At 60.2% G+C, this 19107-nt stretch carries 19 protein-coding genes and 1 pseudogene; 13 read left to right on the top strand and 7 right to left on the bottom strand.

The annotated features are described in order from the left end of the window. Nucleotides 1-50: 50 nt before the first annotated feature. Nucleotides 51-1145 (bottom strand): iron-sulfur cluster carrier protein ApbC, encoded by a 1095-nt coding sequence (apbC, locus tag AC30D9_RS25055; RefSeq protein ID WP_490145079.1) that lies wholly within the window; start codon nt 1143-1145, stop codon nt 51-53. A 339-nt stretch (nt 1146-1484) separates the two neighbouring features. On the opposite strand from apbC, the gene metG reads away from it, so the two are divergent. The 8 genes from metG (at nt 1485) to AC30D9_RS25095 (ending at nt 8287) form a co-directional block, all read left to right on the top strand. Further along, nucleotides 1485-3530 (top strand): methionine--tRNA ligase, encoded by a 2046-nt coding sequence (gene metG / locus AC30D9_RS25060; RefSeq protein ID WP_307575492.1) that lies wholly within the window; start codon nt 1485-1487, stop codon nt 3528-3530. Between the two features lie 130 nt (nt 3531-3660). Continuing rightward, nucleotides 3661-4233, top strand: coding sequence for an Rnf-Nqr domain containing protein (locus AC30D9_RS25065; protein WP_490145080.1), 573 nt, complete (start codon nt 3661-3663; stop codon nt 4231-4233). Further along, a complete protein-coding gene (gene rsxB, locus AC30D9_RS25070; RefSeq protein ID WP_490145081.1) occupies nt 4230-5255 on the top strand; it encodes an electron transport complex subunit RsxB in 1026 nt (341 codons plus the stop codon). The genes AC30D9_RS25065 and rsxB overlap by 4 nt, the downstream gene beginning before the upstream one ends. Further along, nucleotides 5242-6228 (top strand): RnfABCDGE type electron transport complex subunit D, encoded by a 987-nt coding sequence (locus AC30D9_RS25075; protein WP_307575499.1) that lies wholly within the window; start codon nt 5242-5244, stop codon nt 6226-6228. Before rsxB ends, AC30D9_RS25075 begins: the two co-directional genes overlap by 14 nt. Beyond that, on the top strand, nt 6225-6836 hold the full coding sequence (locus AC30D9_RS25080) for an RnfABCDGE type electron transport complex subunit G (protein WP_490145082.1): 612 nt from the start codon (nt 6225-6227) through the stop codon (nt 6834-6836). The genes AC30D9_RS25075 and AC30D9_RS25080 overlap by 4 nt, the downstream gene beginning before the upstream one ends. Then, the gene (locus AC30D9_RS25085) at nt 6829-7362 is read left to right on the top strand and encodes an Rnf-Nqr domain containing protein (RefSeq protein ID WP_490145083.1); all 534 of its coding nucleotides are present in this window, start codon (nt 6829-6831) and stop codon (nt 7360-7362) included. The genes AC30D9_RS25080 and AC30D9_RS25085 overlap by 8 nt, the downstream gene beginning before the upstream one ends. After that, on the top strand, nt 7359-7997 hold the full coding sequence (gene nth, locus AC30D9_RS25090; RefSeq protein WP_003204935.1) for an endonuclease III: 639 nt from the start codon (nt 7359-7361) through the stop codon (nt 7995-7997). The genes AC30D9_RS25085 and nth overlap by 4 nt, the downstream gene beginning before the upstream one ends. Before the next feature lie 107 nt (nt 7998-8104). Continuing rightward, nucleotides 8105-8287 carry a PA3496 family putative envelope integrity protein gene (locus AC30D9_RS25095; RefSeq protein WP_109753849.1) on the top strand — a complete coding sequence of 61 codons (183 nt, stop codon included), beginning with the start codon at nt 8105-8107 and terminating at the stop codon, nt 8285-8287. 54 nt (nt 8288-8341) lie between these two features. Here the strand turns inward: AC30D9_RS25095 and AC30D9_RS25100 are convergent, their stop codons facing one another. Beyond that, a complete protein-coding gene (locus AC30D9_RS25100) occupies nt 8342-8968 on the bottom strand; it encodes a response regulator transcription factor (RefSeq protein WP_053124532.1) in 627 nt (208 codons plus the stop codon). Nucleotides 8969-9426: 458 nt separating this feature from the next. Between AC30D9_RS25100 and AC30D9_RS25105 the strand changes: the two are divergent. Next, nucleotides 9427-9675: pseudogene (locus AC30D9_RS25105) on the top strand (hypothetical protein); the annotation flags it as partial. 325 nt (nt 9676-10000) lie between these two features. Here the strand turns inward: AC30D9_RS25105 and AC30D9_RS25110 are convergent. Both AC30D9_RS25110 and AC30D9_RS25115 read right to left on the bottom strand, forming a co-directional pair. Continuing rightward, nucleotides 10001-11218 carry an argininosuccinate synthase gene (locus tag AC30D9_RS25110; protein WP_134925528.1) on the bottom strand — a complete coding sequence of 406 codons (1218 nt, stop codon included), beginning with the start codon at nt 11216-11218 and terminating at the stop codon, nt 10001-10003. A 128-nt stretch (nt 11219-11346) separates the two neighbouring features. Next, nucleotides 11347-12324 carry a flagellar protein MotY gene (locus AC30D9_RS25115; protein ID WP_307575507.1) on the bottom strand — a complete coding sequence of 326 codons (978 nt, stop codon included), beginning with the start codon at nt 12322-12324 and terminating at the stop codon, nt 11347-11349. A gap of 191 nt (nt 12325-12515) precedes the next feature. On the opposite strand from AC30D9_RS25115, the gene pyrC reads away from it, so the two are divergent. Both pyrC and rnt read left to right on the top strand, forming a co-directional pair. Then, nucleotides 12516-13562, top strand: a complete 1047-nt coding sequence (gene pyrC, locus AC30D9_RS25120; protein WP_307575508.1) for a dihydroorotase — start codon at nt 12516-12518, stop codon at nt 13560-13562. Next, nucleotides 13559-14236, top strand: coding sequence for a ribonuclease T (gene rnt, locus AC30D9_RS25125; protein WP_109753844.1), 678 nt, complete (start codon nt 13559-13561; stop codon nt 14234-14236). The genes pyrC and rnt overlap by 4 nt, the downstream gene beginning before the upstream one ends. A gap of 229 nt (nt 14237-14465) precedes the next feature. On the opposite strand, the gene AC30D9_RS25130 is transcribed toward rnt, so the two are convergent. Next, complete coding sequence (locus tag AC30D9_RS25130) at nt 14466-15068, bottom strand: peroxiredoxin (RefSeq protein WP_134925531.1); 603 nt, start codon at nt 15066-15068, stop codon at nt 14466-14468. A 314-nt stretch (nt 15069-15382) separates the two neighbouring features. Between AC30D9_RS25130 and AC30D9_RS25135 the strand changes: the two genes are divergently transcribed. Further along, nucleotides 15383-15601, top strand: a complete 219-nt coding sequence (locus AC30D9_RS25135) for a bacterioferritin-associated ferredoxin (RefSeq protein ID WP_490145084.1) — start codon at nt 15383-15385, stop codon at nt 15599-15601. Between the two features lie 199 nt (nt 15602-15800). Continuing rightward, nucleotides 15801-16274, top strand: coding sequence for a bacterioferritin (bfr, locus tag AC30D9_RS25140; protein ID WP_490145085.1), 474 nt, complete (start codon nt 15801-15803; stop codon nt 16272-16274). 227 nt (nt 16275-16501) lie between these two features. Here bfr and grxD read toward each other — a convergent pair whose 3' ends face one another. Both grxD and AC30D9_RS25150 read right to left on the bottom strand, forming a co-directional pair. Next, entirely contained in the window at nt 16502-16843 is a 342-nt protein-coding gene (grxD, locus tag AC30D9_RS25145; RefSeq protein ID WP_134925534.1) for a Grx4 family monothiol glutaredoxin, read from the bottom strand. A gap of 89 nt (nt 16844-16932) precedes the next feature. Next, the gene (locus tag AC30D9_RS25150; protein WP_490145086.1) at nt 16933-19041 is read right to left on the bottom strand and encodes a molybdopterin oxidoreductase family protein; all 2109 of its coding nucleotides are present in this window, start codon (nt 19039-19041) and stop codon (nt 16933-16935) included. Nucleotides 19042-19107 lie beyond the last annotated feature (66 nt).

The following is a 19107-nucleotide window of genomic DNA, read 5'->3' on the forward strand; positions in this document are numbered from 1 at the left end:
TTGCATTTCAAAGGAGCAGCCTGGTTAGCTGCTCAAATTGCTGTGCAGCATCAATCGTCGCTGACAGTGATGTTCGGCATCGCCGGCGATGCGGCCTCTTGCAACACGATCCGCGCGCCCACATGGCGGGCCAGTTCCTGATAGACCATGGCGATCTGGCTGTCCGGCTCGGCGATGACCGTGGGCTTGCCGCCGTCGGCCTGTTCGCGGATCAGCATCGACAGTGGCAGCGAAGCCAGCAGTTCGACGCCGTACTGGCTCGCCAGTTTTTCCCCGCCACCTTCGCCGAACAGATGCTCGGCATGCCCGCAGTTCGAGCAGATGTGCACGGCCATGTTTTCCACCACGCCCAGCACCGGGATGTTCACTTTGCGGAACATTTCCACGCCTTTGCGCGCGTCCAGCAGGGCCAGGTCTTGAGGGGTGGTGACGATCACCGCACCGGCCACCGGGACTTTCTGCGCCAGGGTCAGCTGGATATCGCCAGTGCCTGGCGGCATGTCGATCACCAGGTAATCCAGGTCGCCCCAGGCGGTTTGCGTCACCAGTTGCAGCAGGGCACCGGAAACCATCGGCCCGCGCCAGACCATCGGCGTGTTGTCGTCGGTCAGGAAAGCCATGGACATGACTTCCACGCCATGGGACTGGATCGGCACGAACCACTTCTGGTCCTTGACCTGGGGCCGGGTGCCCTCGGCCACGCCGAACATGATGCCCTGGCTCGGGCCGTAAATATCCGCGTCGAGAATCCCGACCTTGGCTCCTTCACGGGCCAAGGCCAGGGCCAGGTTGGCGGCGGTGGTGGACTTGCCCACGCCGCCCTTGCCCGAGGCCACGGCGATCACGTTCTTGACGTTCGCCAGCCCCGGTACCTGCGCCTGGGCCTTGTGGGCGGAGATCACGCTGGTGATGTCGACTTTGGCGCTGGCTACACCGTCCAGGGACTCGATCGCCATCTGCAGCATTTGCGCCCAACCGCTCTTGAACAGATCGGCGGCGTAGCCGATTTCCAGCTGGACGCTGACGCGATCACCCTGGATGTCGATGGTGCGCACGCATCCGGCGCTGACCGGGTCCTGGTTCAGGTAGGGGTCGGTGTACTGGCGAAGGACGGCTTCCACCGCTGCGCGATTGACGGCGCTCATGGGCAACTCCGATAGCAAGACTTGAAAACAGGCCGCTATCCTACGCCGCGCATGCTGTTGTGGCGATCCGATTACCGCGGTGCGAACACCTTTTGTGGCGAGGGGATTTATCCCCGCTGGGTTGCGAAGCGACCCCAAAACCTGGCGCTTCGGTGAATCAGACTGGTCAGGTTCGAATGTTTTGGGACTGCTGCGCAGTCCAGCGGGGATAAATCCCCTCGCCACAGGTTGTGTCTATACCGCTCCCATCAACGCATCCGGAAACAGGCCAGTGGGGTGAAATATATTTCCCAGCGCTTTATAGTGGCCGACCTCCGTTTCATCAAGTAGCCGAGCCCCATGTCCGAGCCACGCAAGATTCTCGTCACCAGCGCCCTGCCCTATGCCAATGGTTCGATTCACCTCGGCCATATGCTGGAATACATCCAGACCGATATGTGGACGCGCTTCCAGAAACATCGCGGCAACCAGTGCATCTATGTCTGCGCCGACGACGCCCACGGTTCGGCCATCATGCTGCGCGCGGAAAAGGAAGGCATCACCCCGGAACAACTGATCGCCAACGTCCAGGCTGAACACAGCGCCGACTTTGCCGAGTTCCTGGTGGACTTCGACAACTTCCACTCCACTCACGCCGAAGAAAACCGTGAGCTGTCGAGCCAGATCTACCTGAAGCTGCGTGACGCCGGGCACATCGCCACCCGTTCGATCACCCAGTATTTCGACCCGGAAAAGAAAATGTTCCTGGCCGACCGCTTCATCAAGGGCACTTGCCCGAAATGTGGCACCGAGGACCAGTACGGCGATAACTGCGAAAAATGCGGCGCCACTTACGCACCGACCGACCTGAAGGACCCGAAATCGGCGATTTCCGGGGCGACGCCGGTGCTCAAGGACTCCCAGCACTTCTTCTTCAAGCTGCCGGACTTCCAAGAGATGCTGCAAACCTGGACCCGCAGCGGCACGTTGCACGACGCGGTGGCCAATAAGCTCGCCGAATGGCTCGACTCCGGCCTGCAAGAGTGGGACATTTCCCGCGATGCGCCGTACTTCGGCTTCGAAATCCCCGGCGAGCCCGGCAAGTATTTCTACGTGTGGCTGGATGCGCCCATCGGCTACATGGCGAGTTTCAAGAACCTTTGCGACCGCACGCCGGGGCTGGACTTCGACGCGTTCTGGGGCAAGGACTCCACGGCCGAGGTGTATCACTTCATCGGCAAGGACATCGTCAATTTCCACGCGCTGTTCTGGCCCGCCATGCTCGAAGGCGCCGGTTTCCGCAAGCCGACCGGCATCAACGTCCACGGCTACCTGACCGTCAATGGCCAGAAGATGTCCAAGTCCCGCGGCACCTTCATCAAGGCGCGGACCTACCTGGACCATCTGTCCCCGGAATACCTGCGCTACTACTACGCAGCCAAGCTCGGCCGCGGCGTCGACGACCTGGACCTGAACCTCGAAGACTTCGTGCAGAAGGTCAACTCCGACCTGGTGGGCAAGGTCGTCAACATCGCCAGCCGTTGCGCCGGGTTCATCCACAAGGGCAACGCCGGAGTCCTGGTCGCCGGTAACGCCGCGCCGGAACTGACCGACGCCTTCCTGGCGGCGGCGCCAAGCATCGCCGAGGCCTACGAGAGCCGCGACTTTGCCCGGGCCATGCGCGAAATCATGGCCCTGGCCGACCGTGCCAATGCCTGGATCGCCGACAAGGCCCCATGGTCGCTGGCCAAGCAGGAAGGCAAGCAGGACGAAGTCCAGGCCATCTGCGCCCTGGGCATCAACCTGTTCCGCCAGCTGGTGATCTTCCTCAAGCCGGTGCTGCCGTTGCTGGCCGCCGATGCCGAAGCGTTCCTGAACGTTGCACCCCTGACCTGGAACGACCACCAGACCCTGTTGAGCAACCATCAACTGAACGAGTTCAAGCCGTTGATGACCCGCATCGACTCCGCCAAGGTGCAAGCCATGATCGACGCCTCCAAGGAAGACCTGGCCGCCAGCCAGACCGACACCGGCGCGCCGGTCGGGAACGGCGAACTGGCCAAGGATCCGCTGTCGCCGGAAATCGACTTCGACGCCTTCGCCGCCATTGACCTGCGCGTGGCCTTGATCGTCAAGGCTGAAGCCGTGGAAGGTGCCGACAAACTGCTGCGCCTGACCCTGGACATTGGCGACGAGCAACGCAACGTGTTCTCCGGCATCAAGAGCGCCTACCCGGACCCGGCCAAGCTCGAAGGCCGTTTGACGATGATGATCGCCAACCTCAAGCCACGCAAAATGCGCTTCGGCATCTCTGAAGGCATGGTGATGGCGGCGGGCCCCGGCGGCGAGGAAATCTACCTGCTGAGCCCCGACAGCGGCGCCAAGCCAGGCCAGCGGATCAAGTAACACGACCGCTTGTTGCACCGATCCCACAGTCGCCTCGCAGGTGGCTGTGGGATTTTCATATCTGGCCCGCTCTCCCGGCGTGCCGGATAATGCCTAATCTTGTAACAGGCCCTTTGTCGCCGGCACGCCCATGACCGAAATTGTCCTCACATTGTTCAGCGCCGCCCTGATCAACAACCTCGTGTTGCATTGGCCGCTGGGCGTCGATCCGCTGCTGGCGGCCAGGGGTAGAAGACAAGTTCACGCCCTGGGCCTGACGACGGCGTGCCTGATGCTGATGGTTGGCACCTTGGGCTATGTGCTGGACCACTGGCTGCTGGTCCCGGCAAACCTGACTTCGCTGCGCCTGTTTGTCTGGCTGCCCTTGAGCCTGCTGTTGATCGGTCCATTGCTGCACTGGCTGGCGCGCTGGCTGCCGGCATTGCCGTTCGAGGGGCTGTGGCCACTGTTGCTCGCAAATGCCGGCATTCTCGGCCTCACGCTACTCAACAGCGAGGACGATCGGGGCCTGGGCAATGCCATCGCCACGAGCCTGGGCGCCGGCCTGGGATTCTGGCTGGTGCTGAGCCTGTTCGATGATTTGCGCCAACGCGCCTTCAATAATGATATTCCCTTGCCCTTTCGAGGCCTGCCGATTCAGTTGATCAGCGCCGGACTGATGGCGGTGGCCTTTCTCGGATTGCGCGGGCTGGTCAAAACATGAGCCTGATTCAACGTATCGACGCCTTGCTGCCGCAGACTCAATGCGGCAAGTGCGGCCACCCCGGGTGCAAGCCCTACGCCGAAGGCATTGCCCAGGGCGAGCCGATCAATAAATGCCCGCCCGGCGGGCGCGAGACCATCGCCGCCCTGGCCGAGCTGATGAACGTGCCGGTATTGGAGCTGGACACCAGCCGCGGCAGCGCCCCGGCGCAGATTGCCTTTATCCGGGAAGCCGAGTGCATCGGTTGTACCAAGTGCATCCAGGCCTGTCCGGTGGACGCGATTGTCGGCGCGGCCAAGCTGATGCACACCGTCCTCATCGATGAATGCACAGGTTGCGATCTTTGCGTGGCGCCCTGTCCGGTCGATTGCATTGAAATGCGCCCTCTGCCGACGTCGACCGTCCTGCCGATCGTTGGCGGCCTGGCCTTCAGCGCCGCAGAGCAACAGGCGCGGACCGCCAAACGCAACCACGCCCGGCGCCGCTTCGAACAACGCAATGCGCGCCTGCGCCGCGAAGAAGAGCAGCGCCAGGCCGAACGCCTGGCTCGCACCCAACGCGCGGCTCAGGCCCAGACTCAATCCCAGGAACCGGGCCAGGCACCCGACCCCGTACAAGCCGCACTGGAACGCGTGCGCGCGCAAAAAGCCGCCAGCGCCGATGCCGCCTTGAAAAAAGCCAAGGTCGACCTGGCCATGAGCCGGGCGCAGTTGAACAAATCCTTGAAAGCGTTCGGCCATCCACCAACCTTCGAGCAACAGTCGCAACTGATCGTGCTGCAACGCCAGTTCGAAGCGGCCGAGCAGGCCCTGAGCCAACTGGAAAACGCCGCACCCGCGACCGCTCCAACTCCTGCTCCGGCGAACAACGCCGAGCTGAAGCGAGCCAAGATCCAACTGGCGATGTGCCGTGCCGAGCTCAGCAAAGCCCGGGCGGCGACGACATCGGATGAGCAACTGCAGGCATTGGAACAAGCGGTGAAGGATGCCGAACGCCAGGTGGACGCCCATGCCGCTTCCTGAGCCCGAGGACGAACGGCTGCGGCAAGCGATGACGCGCGTGTTGCTGGCGACACTGCCCGGCCTGCTGGCGTTGCTGTGGTTCCACGGCTGGGGCGTGCTGCTCAACCTGCTGTTGTCCGGCCTCACCGCGCTGGCAGTCGAAGCGTTGGTGCTGCGTTTACGGGCCAAGCCCTTCAAACCTGAACTGAACGATGGCAGCGCGCTGGTCAGCGCCACACTGCTGGCCCTGGCCTTGCCGGCCTATTGCCCCTGGTGGCTGACCGTCACCGCGGCCACCTGCGCCTTGCTGTTCGGCAAGCACCTGTGGGGCGGCGTCGGCAGCAACCCGTTCAACCCGGCGATGCTCGGGTACGCGTTGGTGCTGGTGGCGTTTCCTTCCCATATGAGTCAATGGCCAGCGCTCCACGGCATGGGCCTGCTTGAAGGCTTGCAGCAGGTATTCGGCACTCACTCGACGCCCGATGCCTGGGCCGGGGCAACCGCGCTGGACAACCTGCGGACCAACACGAGCCTGACCATCGATGAACTGTTCGCCAACGATCCGGCCTTCGGGCGTTTCGGTGGCCGTGGTGTCGAATGGGTCAACCTGGCCTTCCTGGCGGGAGGTCTGTTTCTACTGCAACAACGGGTGTTCAGTTGGCACGCCCCGGTGGGCATGCTGGCGAGCCTGTCCATCGTCAGCCTATTGTGCTGGAACGGTTCGGGCTCCGACTCCCATGGCTCGCCGCTGTTTCATCTGTTCACCGGCGCAACCATGCTCGGCGCGTTTTTTATCGCGACCGAACCGGTCTCGGGGGCCAAGGCCCCTCTCGCCCGCCTGCTGTTTGGCGCAGGTATGGGGTTGTTGGTCTATCTGATCCGCACCTGGGGAGGCTACCCGGACGGCGTGGCGTTCGCGGTATTGCTGATGAACCTCGGTGTGCCGGCACTGGACCGGTTTGCCGAAGCGCGACAACGGCGGCCACTGACATGAAGAGTCCCGGCGGCGTGGCGATCCTGATCCTGTTGATCGGCCTGGGTATCGGTGCCACTTACCTCACTCACCTCGGCACAGCCGGGCGCATCGAGGCGCAGCGGCAAGCGCTGGCGAACAGAACCTTGCTCGAGGTGCTGCCCACTGACCGTTATGACAATCAGCCGTTGGCGCAACCTGTCATGACAGCCCCGACTTCCCTGGCCCACAGCACGCTGCTGGGCGGCTACCTGGCGACCCGCAGCGGCCAGCCCAGCGCCGTGCTGCTGCGTAGCCAGGCGCAGGGCTATGAAGGCAGCATCGAATTGCTGATCGCCATCGATCCACAGGGCCGGTTGCTGGGCGTCAAGACCCTGCGCCAATCCGAGACACCCGGGTTGGGCGCGGCGATTGCCGGCTGGCCGAACGCCTGGTTGCAGATCTTCACCGGCAAATCACGCCAGGCGCCTGACGACAGCGGCTGGGCCTTGAAAAAGGACCAGGGACAGTTCGATCAACTGGCAGGCGCGACAGTGACATCCCGGGCAGTCCTGCAGGCTGTTCACGATGCACTGCGTTACTTCGATGAGCACAAGCCTCAGCTGACGGGGGTGGCGGCGAATGAATAAGCCATGGGGACTGACACACGGCCTACTGCTCGTCCCATTGATCGGCGCGAGTCATTCGCTGGTCGGCGCGCTGGGGTTGTGGCTGGCCTGGGCCTTGATTCTCTTCTGCCATGGTTTGGCGATGGGGCTTGTCCGGCAGCGCCTGACAACCCATCAACGGCTGCTCGCCTCCATCGTGCTGGCCGCGACCCTGACCACCTGCATGGGCTTTGTCGTCCAGGCCTGGGCGCTGGAACTGTACCGTCCATTGAGCCTTTACATTGGCTGGATCGCCCTGAGCTGTGTGGCGCTGGAGCATGAGGGGTTTTTCGTTGAATCTCGCTGGCCCGGACGCCTCAAGCTGGCTGGGCTGTTTGGTCTCTTGATGATCAGTCTGGGCATCACGCGCGGGCTGATCGGCAGCAGCCTTCCCCTGGCCCTGCTCGCCCCAGGCGGGTTCATTCTGCTTGGGCTGCTGTTGGCGGCCCGACAGGCTTGGACGGCTGCCACCCTCCCTTCAACTATCGAGGAAACGCCGCGCCCATGAACGCCGCAAAACGCCTGGAAATATTTCGTCGCTTGCACGAGGACAACCCGGAACCAAAGACCGAACTGGCCTATTCCTCGCCGTTCGAACTGCTGATTGCGGTCATCCTCTCGGCCCAGTCCACCGACGTCGGCGTTAACAAAGCCACGGCCAAACTTTTCCCGGTGGCCAATACGCCAGAGGCGATCTATGCCCTGGGCGTCGAGGGGCTGTCCGAGTACATCAAGACCATCGGGCTGTTCAACAGCAAGGCCAAAAACGTGATAGAGACTTGCCGCCTGCTGATCGAGCGCCACGGCAGTGAGGTCCCGCAGACCCGTGAAGCGCTGGAAGCCCTTCCGGGCGTGGGCCGCAAAACCGCCAACGTCGTACTCAACACCGCATTTCGGCAGTTGACCATGGCGGTCGACACCCACATTTTCCGCGTCAGCAACCGCACCGGGCTGGCCCCTGGCAAAAACGTGGTGGAAGTCGAGAAGAAACTGATGAAATTCGTTCCCAAGGAATTCCTGCTGGACTCCCATCACTGGCTCATCCTTCACGGACGCTACGTCTGCCTGGCGCGCAAGCCCCGCTGTGGCAGTTGCCGAATCGAAGATTTATGCGAATACAAGCACAAGACCTCCGACGATTGAGGCGCTATTGCTTTTATCGAGCAACCGATTGAAAAAATCTTTTTTACCCGCCCGTGGTTTATCGATATAAGGAGCGCCAATGGCAGTCTTAGCCTGGAGTCGAACCCATGAGTACTGGCAAAGAACAACTGGATGTAGAAGACGAATTCATCGCCGTTGAGGCCGACGACGTTGAACCTGTGGTCGTGGAAGTGGCGAAAACCAACCTGAGCAAGCGCCGCACCATTGATAACCTGCTGGAAGAGCGCCGTCTGCAGAAGCAATTGGCCGATTACGACTTTGACCTCTGACACGTAAAAGCCTCCCTGATGGAGGCTTTTTACTGAGTACGCGTGACCGAAAACTCACACCAACCCATTACGCTGCGCCAGTTCGATCAGGTCGACCAGGGAACGGGCATTGAGCTTCAACAACAAGCGCGTCTTGTAGGTACTGACGGTCTTGTTGCTCAAGAACATTCCATCGGCGATTTCCTTGTTGGTCTTACCGCGCGCCAGTTGTTGCAAGACCATCATTTCCCGCCCCGATAATCGGTCGACCATATCCGACTCACTGGCATTGCCCAGACTCGACCGAACCGTATGCAATGCCTGGTTGGGGAAGTAACTGTAACCGGACAGTACTGCCTTGATTGCACTCAGTAACTCAGTAAGATCCTGTTGCTTGCATACATACCCGGCCGCCCCCGTCTGCATGCAGCGCATCGAAAAATGTCCCGGTGCCTGGGAAGTCAGCACCAGCACCTTCATCGACGAAGGAATGGCCGTCAGACGGGCAATGACTTCCAACCCGTCCAGCTTCGGAATACCGATATCGAGAATGACGATATCGGGCATAAGTTCGCGAGCAAGTTGTAACGCATCGACGCCATTATCGGTTTCGGCAACGACTTCATAACCATGACGCTCCATCAGCAAACGTACAGCAAGACGAATGACGGGATGATCATCCACGATCAGCACTTTATTCATGGGCAAATCCAACTTCGCTGTTCGAATTTTTAGAGCACGCACAATAGCCTAGTCATTTCTACCTTGGCATGCCGCCCCCCCCTGAACGCTCGCACCGAGAGACAGAACCTACAAGCTATACAGAAAAATCCTACAAATTACCCAGGAAAAAATGTGTCATGAATTTTTCTACAGAGAAGAAAGGAGCTTTCTTAACAATCCGGCAACCCTGTGAACAATGCGCTCTTTTACCGTGACGCCCACCGTCGGACAGTCCATTAAAAAGCATTTCACTCATAAAGAGTAACTGAATTATCTACTGTTAAAACCGCCTCCCACTCACTTCGGGAAGAAAAATTCATATATAAAATAGCCTGGCACCCGACATTCATCATCGGCAGCCACTGCGATTACGCCTATATGTTAATAATCACTTTCCAATCTATTCACCGAGCATAAATATTCCATGAGCATTAACCATGAACAAACCTTCGAAGACCATAACCAACCCCATGACCCTCATCGCCATATTCGCAACTTTGTCCGAAACTTCCGCGGCGATTTCCCTGCCGTTCCTGGATGACCAGGATCGTGAGTATTACCTCTGGTTCCTGATCAGCTTTCCTTTTTATCTATTGCTGCTTTTTTTCATCACGCTCAACTTCAATTATCGCTCCCTGTATTCACCCTCGGATTTTCGCAAGAACAAACATTTCTTAAAGACCATGCTTGACTCGCCCTGCCGGCGTAAACGACTGCTACGTCGGGCGGATAAAATCAAAGAGCTGCTGAAACGCCTTCATCGACGCAGGCGCGAACCAGCCCCCCCTTGTATCCTGTGCGGCCAGTCAGAGCCCCTGGCGGAGACTTGTCGATCAAGACGTTTGAAGCACACCGGCATCGTCGTGTACGTCATCTACAGCAACACAGACCTGACAGCGCATGGGCAGGATGAATGAGCGATCGAGGGCGGCACAGGCCGTGTACGCAAACGCAAAAAAGGGGCAAAAAAAAACGGCCTGCTGATTGCAGGCCGCTTTCTTATCGCCAGGGTCAGAACAGCTTGCGACCCTTGTTCGCCGCGATGCGCATGCGCAGGGCGTTGAGCTTGATGAAGCCGGCCGCGTCGGCCTGGTTGTAGGCACCGCCGTCTTCTTCGAAGGTCGCGATGTTGGCATCGAACAGCGAGTCGTCGGACTTGCGCCCGGTCACGATCACGTTGCCCTTGTACAACTTCAGGCGCACGACACCGTTCACGTTGGTCTGGGAGGCGTCGATCATCTGTTGCAGCATCAGACGTTCAGGGCTCCACCAGTAGCCGGTATAGATCAGGCTGGCATACTTGGGCATCAACTCGTCTTTGAGGTGAGCCACTTCGCGGTCCAGGGTGATCGATTCGATCGCCCGGTGGGCGCGCAGCATGATGGTGCCGCCGGGGGTTTCGTAGCAGCCACGGGACTTCATGCCCACATAGCGGTTCTCGACGATGTCCAGGCGACCGATACCGTGTTCACCACCGATGCGGTTCAGGGTCGCCAGCACGGTGGCCGGGGTCATCTCGACGCCGTCCAGTGCGACGATATCGCCGTTGCGATAGGTCAATTCCAGGTACTGCGGGGTATCGGGAGCCTTCTCCGGGGAGACGGTCCAGCGCCACATGTCTTCTTCGTGCTCGGTCCAGGTGTCTTCCAGCACGCCGCCTTCATAGGAGATGTGCAGCAGGTTGGCGTCCATCGAGTACGGGGATTTCTTCTTGCCGTGGCGCTCGATCGGAATCGCGTGCTTCTCGGCGTAGTCCATCAGTTTTTCACGGGACAGCAAGTCCCACTCACGCCATGGCGCGATGACTTTCACGCCAGGCTTGAGGGCATAGGCACCCAGTTCGAAACGAACCTGGTCGTTGCCTTTGCCGGTGGCGCCGTGGGAAATGGCATCGGCACCGGTTTCGTTGGCGATTTCGATCAGGCGCTTGGCGATCAACGGACGGGCGATGGAAGTACCCAACAGGTACTCGCCTTCGTAAACAGTGTTGGCGCGGAACATCGGGAACACGAAGTCACGGACGAATTCTTCGCGCAAGTCATCGATATAGATCTCTTTGACGCCCATGGCCTGAGCCTTGGCGCGTGCAGGCTCGACTTCTTCGCCCTGTCCCAGGTCAGCGGTGAAGGTCACCACTTCGCAGTTATAAGTGTCCTGCAGCCACTTGAGGATCACCGAAGTGTCCAGGCCGCCGGAATACGCCAGAACGACCTTGTTTACGTCCGCCATGCCATCACTCCACGGGTTGTACGGAAAGCCGGGAAGTTTAACGTCCAATGCGGATAATTTACAGGGGCGCGACAGCTTATGACGACGAAGCGACAGATTATGTCGAACGCGCGACGGTCAAGATCGAATCAGGACGTGCGCGCAGTCGCCGGAGTCGGTGCCTTGGCCGGTGCGGCAGCGGGCGCCGGAACCTTGGCAGGCGTCGCAGGGGTCGTTGGCTGCGCCGCCGGTGCCTGGGGTGCCGGGGCTTCAGTCGGCGCTACGCGCTCCAGGCGCACGACCACACGACGGTTCTTGGCGCGGTTGGCGGCGTTGGTATTGGGTACCAGCGGATAACGCTCGCCATGGAAACGCACGGTGATCTGCGACTCCTGGAAACCATTGGCCTTGAAGAAGTCCTGGACCGCCAGGGCCCGGCGGCGCGACAGCTCACGATTGGTCAGGCGATTGCCGCTGTTGTCGGAGTGGCCATCAAGCTCGACATGATTGACGCTTGGATCGGCCTTGATGAAGTCGAGCATCACCTGCAACTGTGCCTTGGCATGGGCATCGAGCTCGACTTCTTCGCCGGGGAAGCCGATCTGCGTCTGTTTCACCTGCTCGAAATTCTTTGGCAACAGTTTCGCCACGCAACCTTGATAGTCATTGAAGGCCTTGCTGAAACGCACCGGCAGCAGGCGCACTTCCGAGACTCGCCCGTCCTCGGTGTTGCGGCGCACCACGGGGCTGCGACCCTCCATCAGGCCACTGATCAAACGGCCGGCCTGGACCTGGGAGCTGTTGAACAGCACATCGCCGCTGCCGATCCTGACCGAACCCAGGTTGATATCGCCCCGCCCCGGTTGCCACGGGGCGGCGGCCGCCAGCAAGGTTGCCGAACCGCCACCAAGCATCGGGTTATAGGCCTTGAGGCGGAAGGTGGCCTGCTCGCCCGCCCGACGCACGAACTCGCCGCTGCCGAAATCGGTGATCGGCTGGCTCAGCCGGCACTCGAACTTGTCGCCTTCGACCGTCCACTCAATGCTCTCCAGACGGGTCTGGAAAGTGAGCGCCATGGCGGGAAGGCTGGCAAACACACTGAGCAAGGCTAGATAACGCTGGCGCACGGGAGGCTCCACTGACTTTTATACAAAGATCGACGCATGCCTGGGGCATGACGCTTGTCCGGGGCACTGCACGGATTCGTGGCACACCTGTAGGAGCTATCGGTAAGTTGTGGCAGAACTTGATAGCGGGTGCCTGAATCGGTCTTTTCCGGTAGCATTCCCCAGAGTTTGACCCGCCTGGAAGCCCCCCAATGTCTGACCGCCTGACCCTGCTGCGTCCCGACGACTGGCATATTCATCTTCGCGATGGTGCTGTGTTGACCCATACCGTCGCCGATGTCGCGCGCACCTTCGGGCGCGCAATCATCATGCCTAACCTGGTTCCGCCCGTGCGCAACGCCGCCGAGGCCGACGGCTATCGCCAGCGCATCCTCGCCGCACGCCCGGCTGGCAGCCGCTTCGAACCGCTGATGGTGCTGTACCTCACCGACCGCACCCAGCCCGAAGAGATTCGCGACGCCAAGGCCAGCGGCTTCGTCCACGCCGCCAAGCTGTACCCTGCCGGCGCGACCACCAACTCCGATTCCGGTGTCACCAGCATCGACAAGATCTTCCCGGCGCTGGAGGCCATGGCCGAAGTCGGCATGCCGCTGTTGATCCACGGTGAAGTCACCCGGGGCGATGTCGACGTGTTCGACCGCGAGAAAATCTTCATCGACGAGCACATGCGCCGCGTCGTGGAGCGCTTCCCGACCCTCAAGGTGGTGTTCGAACACATCACCACCGGCGATGCCGTGCAGTTCGTCAACGAGGCCCCGGCCAACGTCGGCGCGACCATTACTGCCCATCACCTGCTGTACAACCGCAACCACATGCTGGTGGGCGGGATCCGGCCGCACTTCTATTGCCTGCCGATCCTCAAGCGCAATACCCACCAGGAAGCCTTGCTCGACGCCGCCACCAGCGGCAGCACCAAGTTTTTCCTCGGCACGGATTCGGCGCCCCACGCCCGTCATGCCAAGGAAGCGGCCTGCGGTTGCGCCGGTTGCTACACCGCCTATGCCGCCATCGAGATGTACGCCGAGGCGTTCGAACAGCGCGACGCGCTGGACAAGCTCGAAGGCTTCGCCAGCCTGCATGGCCCGCGTTTCTATGGCCTGCCGGTGAACACCGACAGTATTACCCTGGTCCGCGACGAATGGACCGCCCCCGCCAGCCTGCCTTTCGGCGAGCTGACTGTCATCCCGCTGCGCGCCGGTGAAAAACTGCGCTGGCGCCTGCTGGAGGAAAATGCGTGAGTGAAGATCATTTCGACGACGAACTGGACGGCAACGGTGGTTCGGGCGGCGCCCGTCATCCCATGGCAGCCCGTTTCCGGGGTTATCTGCCGGTCGTCGTCGACGTAGAAACCGGCGGCTTCAACTCCGCCACCGACGCCTTGCTGGAAATCGCCGCGACCACCATTGGCATGGACGAAAAAGGCTTCGTGTTCCCTGACCACACCTATTTCTTCCGCGTCGAACCGTTCGAAGGCGCCAACATCGAAGCGGCGGCCCTGGAGTTCACCGGGATCAAGCTCGATCACCCATTGCGCATGGCCGTGAGTGAAGAGACCGCCCTGACCGACATCTTCCGTGGCGTACGCAAGGCGCTGAAAGCCAACGGCTGCAAGCGAGCGATCCTGGTCGGCCACAACAGCAGCTTCGACCTGGGCTTCCTCAACGCCGCTGTCGCGCGCCTGGACATGAAGCGCAATCCGTTCCACCCGTTCTCCAGCTTCGACACCGCGACCCTGGCTGGCCTGGCATACGGCCAGACCGTCCTGGCCAAGGCGTGCCAGGCGGCCGACATTGATTTCGATGGCCGCGAAGCCCACTCGGCCCGCTATGACACCGAGAAGACGGCCGAGCTGTTCTGCGGCATCGTCAATCGCTGGAAGCAGATGGGTGGTTGGCAGGATTTCGACGACTGACATAGGGTCAGGTTTAGCTCTTTGTGGCGAGGGGATTTATCCCCGTTGGGGCGCGAAGCGGCCCCAAACCAGCCACCTCGCTGCATCAAGCTGATCTTTTGGGACTGCTGCGCAGTCCAGCGGGGATAAATCCCCTCGCCACAGTCTTGTGTCCTACAGGTTCACCGGCTTGAACCGCCCATAAAAAAACCGGCCCATCGAGGGCCGGTTTTTTTATGCCTGGGTACGCTTACAGCTTGTCGCTGTTCTCGCTCAGGTAAGCAGCTACGCCTTCTGTAGAAGCGGTCATGCCCTTGTCGCCTTTCTTCCAGTTGGCCGGGCACACTTCGCCGTGCTCTTCGTGGAATTGCAGCGCGTCGACCAGACGGATCAGCTCTTCCATGTTACGGCCCAGCGGCAGGTCGTTGATGATCTGCGAACGGACAACGCCTTTGTCGTCGATCAGGAACGCGCCACGGAAAGCCACGCCGCCTTCGGACTCAACGTCGTAGGCCTTGGCGATTTCGTGCTTCATGTCGGCAGCCATGGTGTATTTCACCTGGCCGATACCGCCATTGTTGATCGGGGTGTTGCGCCAGGCGTTGTGGGTGAAGTGCGAGTCGATCGAAACGGCGACCACTTCGACGTTGCGAGCCTTGAAGTCGTCCATGCGGTGATCCAGTGCGATCAGCTCGGACGGGCAGACGAAGGTGAAGTCCAGCGGATAGAAGAACACCAGGCCGTATTTGCCTTTGATGGCCGAGGACAGGGTGAAGCTGTCGACGATTTCGCCGTTGCCGAGCACGGCCGGAACGGTGAAGTCAGGGGCTTGTTTGCCTACGAGTACGCTCATTGGATATCTCCTGGTGTAATAACGTGAAAACAAGGTCCGGGCCAGCCTGCCACCCTCAGGCGACAGCCCTGTGACACGAACCCGCTTGCAAGGGCCGATCATCATACACCGCGAATTTGGACTGTCTTCAACGGTTTTTCGGCGGTATTGAAAAATCGCTGTAGCATTTCATGACACCCCACGGACCGAGGGCAAAACCGTTCGTCAGTCAGGCGCCGCTCTGGCACAAGGTTTTCAGAAACCACTTTGACAATCATTCTCGTTAACATTAAGATCCGTCTCAATTGAGTCACAACCAGCGACGGTTCTAACTTATGTATGTATGCCTCTGCACTGGCGTCACCGACGGGCAAATCCGCGAAGCGATCTACGAAGGTTGCTGCAGCTATCGCGAAGTCCGTCAAGCCACCGGCGTAGCCAGCCAATGCGGTAAATGTGCGTGCCTGGCCAAGGAAGTGGTTCGCGAAACCCTCGCCAAAGTACAAACGGTACAGGCCTCGATCCCCTACCCGGTAGAATTTACCGCCGCGTAAAAAAACAGTTTTCAAGGAACCGGACTCCATGTCCGGTTTTTTTATGCCTGTAAATCAATTGCTTAGCGTCCAGACGCGGAACACAAACATTCTTATTCCGATTAATTTTCATTTATTATTCAATAACTTAGGTTTGACACCCGTAAATGTGCAGCTCAAACTCTGCCCTATATACGGCTATTACAGGGCAGGTCTCATCATGAAAGGCGACATTACAGTCATCCAGCATCTCAACAAGATCCTCGGCAATGAGCTGGTCGCGATCAATCAGTACTTCCTGCATGCGCGCATGTACGAGGATTGGGGCCTGAACAAGCTGGGCAAGCACGAGTACCACGAGTCCATCGACGAGATGAAACACGCGGACAAGCTGATCAAGCGCATCCTGTTCCTCGAAGGCCTGCCTAACGTTCAGGAATTGGGCAAGCTGCACATCGGCGAACACACCAAGGAAATGCTCGAGTGCGACCTGAAAATCGAGCGCGAAGGCCACAAGGATCTGAAGATTGCCATCGCCCATTGCGAAAGCGTTGGCGACTTCGGCAGCCGTGAACTGCTCGAGGACATTCTCGAATCCGAGGAAGAGCACATCGACTGGCTGGAAACCCAGCTGGGCCTGATCGACAAAGTTGGTCTTGAGAACTACCTGCAATCGCAGATGGGTGAAGAGTAAGCTTCCCCGAACGCAAGCCATTGAAAAGCCCCGCCCTCTTTCGAGAGGCGGGGCTTTTTATTGCCTGGATTCCAGGCCTACCCAAAACCACTGTGGGAGCGAGCCTGCTCGCGATAGCGGTGGTTCAGGTAAAAAACTGCTGACTGACACACCGCTATCGCGAGCAGGCTCGCTCCCACAAGGTTTCGTGTTCATCACAACCGGTGTGGTGAACCGACTTCCATGGATCAGGCTTCGGCCTTGTTCGCCGCCGCTTTTTCGACCGCTTGCTTGATCGTGCTCTGCAGCGAGCCGTCGGCAGCCATCTCGATCATGATGTCGCTACCACCGATCAGCTCACCAGCCACCCACAATTGCGGGAACGTTGGCCAGTTGGCGTACTTGGGCAGGTTGGCGCGGATTTCCGGGTTCTGCAGGATGTCCACGTAGGCAAACTTCTCGCCACACGCCATCACGGCCTGAGCAGCCTTGGCCGAGAAACCGCACTGTGGCGCGTTCGGCGAGCCTTTCATGTAAAGCAGGACGGTGTTGTTGGCAATCTGGTCTTTAATCGTTTCGATGATATCCACGGAGCACCTCGGCTTAAACTTTGCGACTTCAGTTGTCGACACGGTGGCGCATTGTAACGGAAAGCAGAACGTGCTGCTCAGAGTCAATTTTACGCAGCCGCCACCTTTACCGGTACACCGTTGAGCGCCGCGTTGCCGGACAACTCATCGAGCTGGCAATCGTCGGTCAGGTCATTGGCGCTGGAGCCCGGCTGACCGCTGGCGATGGTCATCTGCACGCCCGGCCGGGCATGGCCCCAGCCGTGGGGCAAACTGACTACGCCTTTCATCATGTCCAGGCTGCCCTGCACCTCGACTTCGATCATACCCACCCGCGAACTGACCTTCACCCGCTGCCCGTCGACCAGACCGCGACTGGCGAGGTCATCCGGATGCATCAGCAATTGATGACGCGGCTTGCCCTTCACCAGCCGATGGAAATTGTGCATCCAGGAATTATTGCTGCGCACATGGCGGCGACCAATCATCAGCAACTCATCCGCCGCTGGAGCCTGCAGCGCGGCAAAACGCGCCAGGTCGGCGAGTATCACCGCCGGGGCGGCTTGCACTCGTTGGTTTTCGGTTTTCAAGCGTGGGGCCAGGTTGGGCTTCAGAGCGCCGAGGTCAATACCGTGGGGATGGTCGAACAAGGTCGCCAGGGACAGTTTGTGTGGCGAAGCATCGCCATACGCCCCGGCCCGCAGACCTAGATCGATCATTTGCGCCGGCGGCATGGTCGGCTTGAGTTCCTTGCCGGTTCGGGCGGCGAAGGCCTTGGCCAGGCCGACAAAAATCTCCCAGTCATGCAGTGCCCCTTCCGGCTTGGGCAGGATGGCCCGGTTGAAACGGGTCACGTTGCGCACCGCGAACAGGTTGAACGTGGTGTCGTAATGATCGTTTTCCAGGGCTGAGGTCGAGGGCAGGATCAGGTCGGCGTAGCGCGTGGTCTCGTTGATGTACAAATCGACGCTGACCATGAACTCCAGCCCGTCCAGGGCCTGCTCCAGTTGCCGCCCGTTAGGCGTAGACAGCACCGGGTTGCCAGCCACGGTGACCAGCGCACGAACCTGGCCTTCGCCCTCGGTGAGCATTTCCTCGGCCAGGGTCGACACCGGCAACTCCCCGGCATACTCGGGACGCCCGGACACCCGGCTCTGCCAACGGTTGAAATGCCCGCCCGAAGTGGTGGCCACCAGATCCACCGCCGGCTCAGTGCACAGCGCTCCGCCAACCCGATCGAGATTGCCGGTGACCAGGTTGATCACCTGGATCAGCCAATGGCACAGCGTGCCGAACGCCTGGGTCGAAACCCCCATACGCCCGTAACACACCGCTGAGGGTGCAGCGGCAAAGTCCCGGGCCAGTTGACGGATCTGCGCTGCAGGCACCGCACAGAGCGGGCTCATCGCTTCAGCCGTAAAAGTAGCGACAGCCTCACGGACCTCGTCCAGGCCATCCACAGGCAAATGGCTGTCACGGGTCAGGCTTTCGCTGAACAACGTATTGAGCAAGCCAAACAGCAACGCGGCATCGCCGCCAGGACGGACGAAGACGTGCTGGTTGGCAATGGCCGCCGTTTCGCTGCGGCGCGGATCGACCACCACCACTTTGCCGCCACGGGCCTGGATCGCCTTGAGGCGCTTTTCCACGTCCGGCACGGTCATGATGCTGCCGTTTGAGGCCAGCGGATTGCCCCCCAGGATCAGCATGAAGTCCGTGTGATCGATATCTGGAATAGGCAATAGCAGGCCGTGACCGTACATCAGGTGACTGGTCAGGTGATGGGGCAGTTGGTCCACCGAGGTCGCCGAGAAACGGCTGCGGGTTTTCAGCAGGCCCAGGAAATAGTTGCTGTGGGTCATCAACCCATAGTTATGCACACTGGGATTGCCCTGGTAGACCGCCACCGCGTTCTGGCCGTGGCGCGCCTGGATATCCGCCAGGCGTTCGGCCACCAACGCGAAGGCATCGTCCCAGGCGATGGGGTGCCATTCATTGCCGATGCGCTGCATGGGCTGGCGCAGGCGATCCGGATCGTTCTGGATATCTTGCAGGGCCACCGCCTTGGGGCAGATGTGGCCCCGGCTGAAGGTGTCCAGCGCATCGCCCTTGATCGAAGTGATCGCCAGGCCCTGGCCGTCGGTCTCGGTGGTTTCGAGGGTCAAGCCACAGATGGCTTCACACAGATGGCACGCACGGTGGTGGAGAGTCTTGGTCATGGCCAGTCTCTGTTTTATTCGTGGCGGGCGCTTTCGGCCGCGGGAACAAAACTATGGCGCGTGATT

Source organism: Pseudomonas sp. DF11 (assembly GCF_058148565.1).

Excerpts from the sequence above, each read along its gene's own strand:
- AC30D9_RS25150 (WP_490145086.1), bottom strand. The coding sequence starts at position 19,041 with ATGACCAAGACTCTCCACCACCGTGCGTGCCATCTGTGTGAAGCCATC.
- apbC (WP_490145079.1), bottom strand. The coding sequence starts at position 1,145 with ATGAGCGCCGTCAATCGCGCAGCGGTGGAAGCCGTCCTTCGCCAGTAC.
- AC30D9_RS25080 (WP_490145082.1), top strand. The coding sequence starts at position 6,225 with ATGAAGAGTCCCGGCGGCGTGGCGATCCTGATCCTGTTGATCGGCCTG.
- AC30D9_RS25065 (WP_490145080.1), top strand. The coding sequence starts at position 3,661 with ATGACCGAAATTGTCCTCACATTGTTCAGCGCCGCCCTGATCAACAAC.
- metG (WP_307575492.1), top strand. The coding sequence starts at position 1,485 with ATGTCCGAGCCACGCAAGATTCTCGTCACCAGCGCCCTGCCCTATGCC.
- AC30D9_RS25075 (WP_307575499.1), top strand. The coding sequence starts at position 5,242 with ATGCCGCTTCCTGAGCCCGAGGACGAACGGCTGCGGCAAGCGATGACG.
- pyrC (WP_307575508.1), top strand. The coding sequence starts at position 12,516 with ATGTCTGACCGCCTGACCCTGCTGCGTCCCGACGACTGGCATATTCAT.
- nth (WP_003204935.1), top strand. The coding sequence starts at position 7,359 with ATGAACGCCGCAAAACGCCTGGAAATATTTCGTCGCTTGCACGAGGAC.
- rsxB (WP_490145081.1), top strand. The coding sequence starts at position 4,230 with ATGAGCCTGATTCAACGTATCGACGCCTTGCTGCCGCAGACTCAATGC.
- AC30D9_RS25110 (WP_134925528.1), bottom strand. The coding sequence starts at position 11,218 with ATGGCGGACGTAAACAAGGTCGTTCTGGCGTATTCCGGCGGCCTGGAC.
- AC30D9_RS25095 (WP_109753849.1), top strand. The coding sequence starts at position 8,105 with ATGAGTACTGGCAAAGAACAACTGGATGTAGAAGACGAATTCATCGCC.
- AC30D9_RS25100 (WP_053124532.1), bottom strand. The coding sequence starts at position 8,968 with ATGAATAAAGTGCTGATCGTGGATGATCATCCCGTCATTCGTCTTGCT.
- AC30D9_RS25085 (WP_490145083.1), top strand. The coding sequence starts at position 6,829 with ATGAATAAGCCATGGGGACTGACACACGGCCTACTGCTCGTCCCATTG.
- AC30D9_RS25135 (WP_490145084.1), top strand. The coding sequence starts at position 15,383 with ATGTATGTATGCCTCTGCACTGGCGTCACCGACGGGCAAATCCGCGAA.
- bfr (WP_490145085.1), top strand. The coding sequence starts at position 15,801 with ATGAAAGGCGACATTACAGTCATCCAGCATCTCAACAAGATCCTCGGC.
- AC30D9_RS25130 (WP_134925531.1), bottom strand. The coding sequence starts at position 15,068 with ATGAGCGTACTCGTAGGCAAACAAGCCCCTGACTTCACCGTTCCGGCC.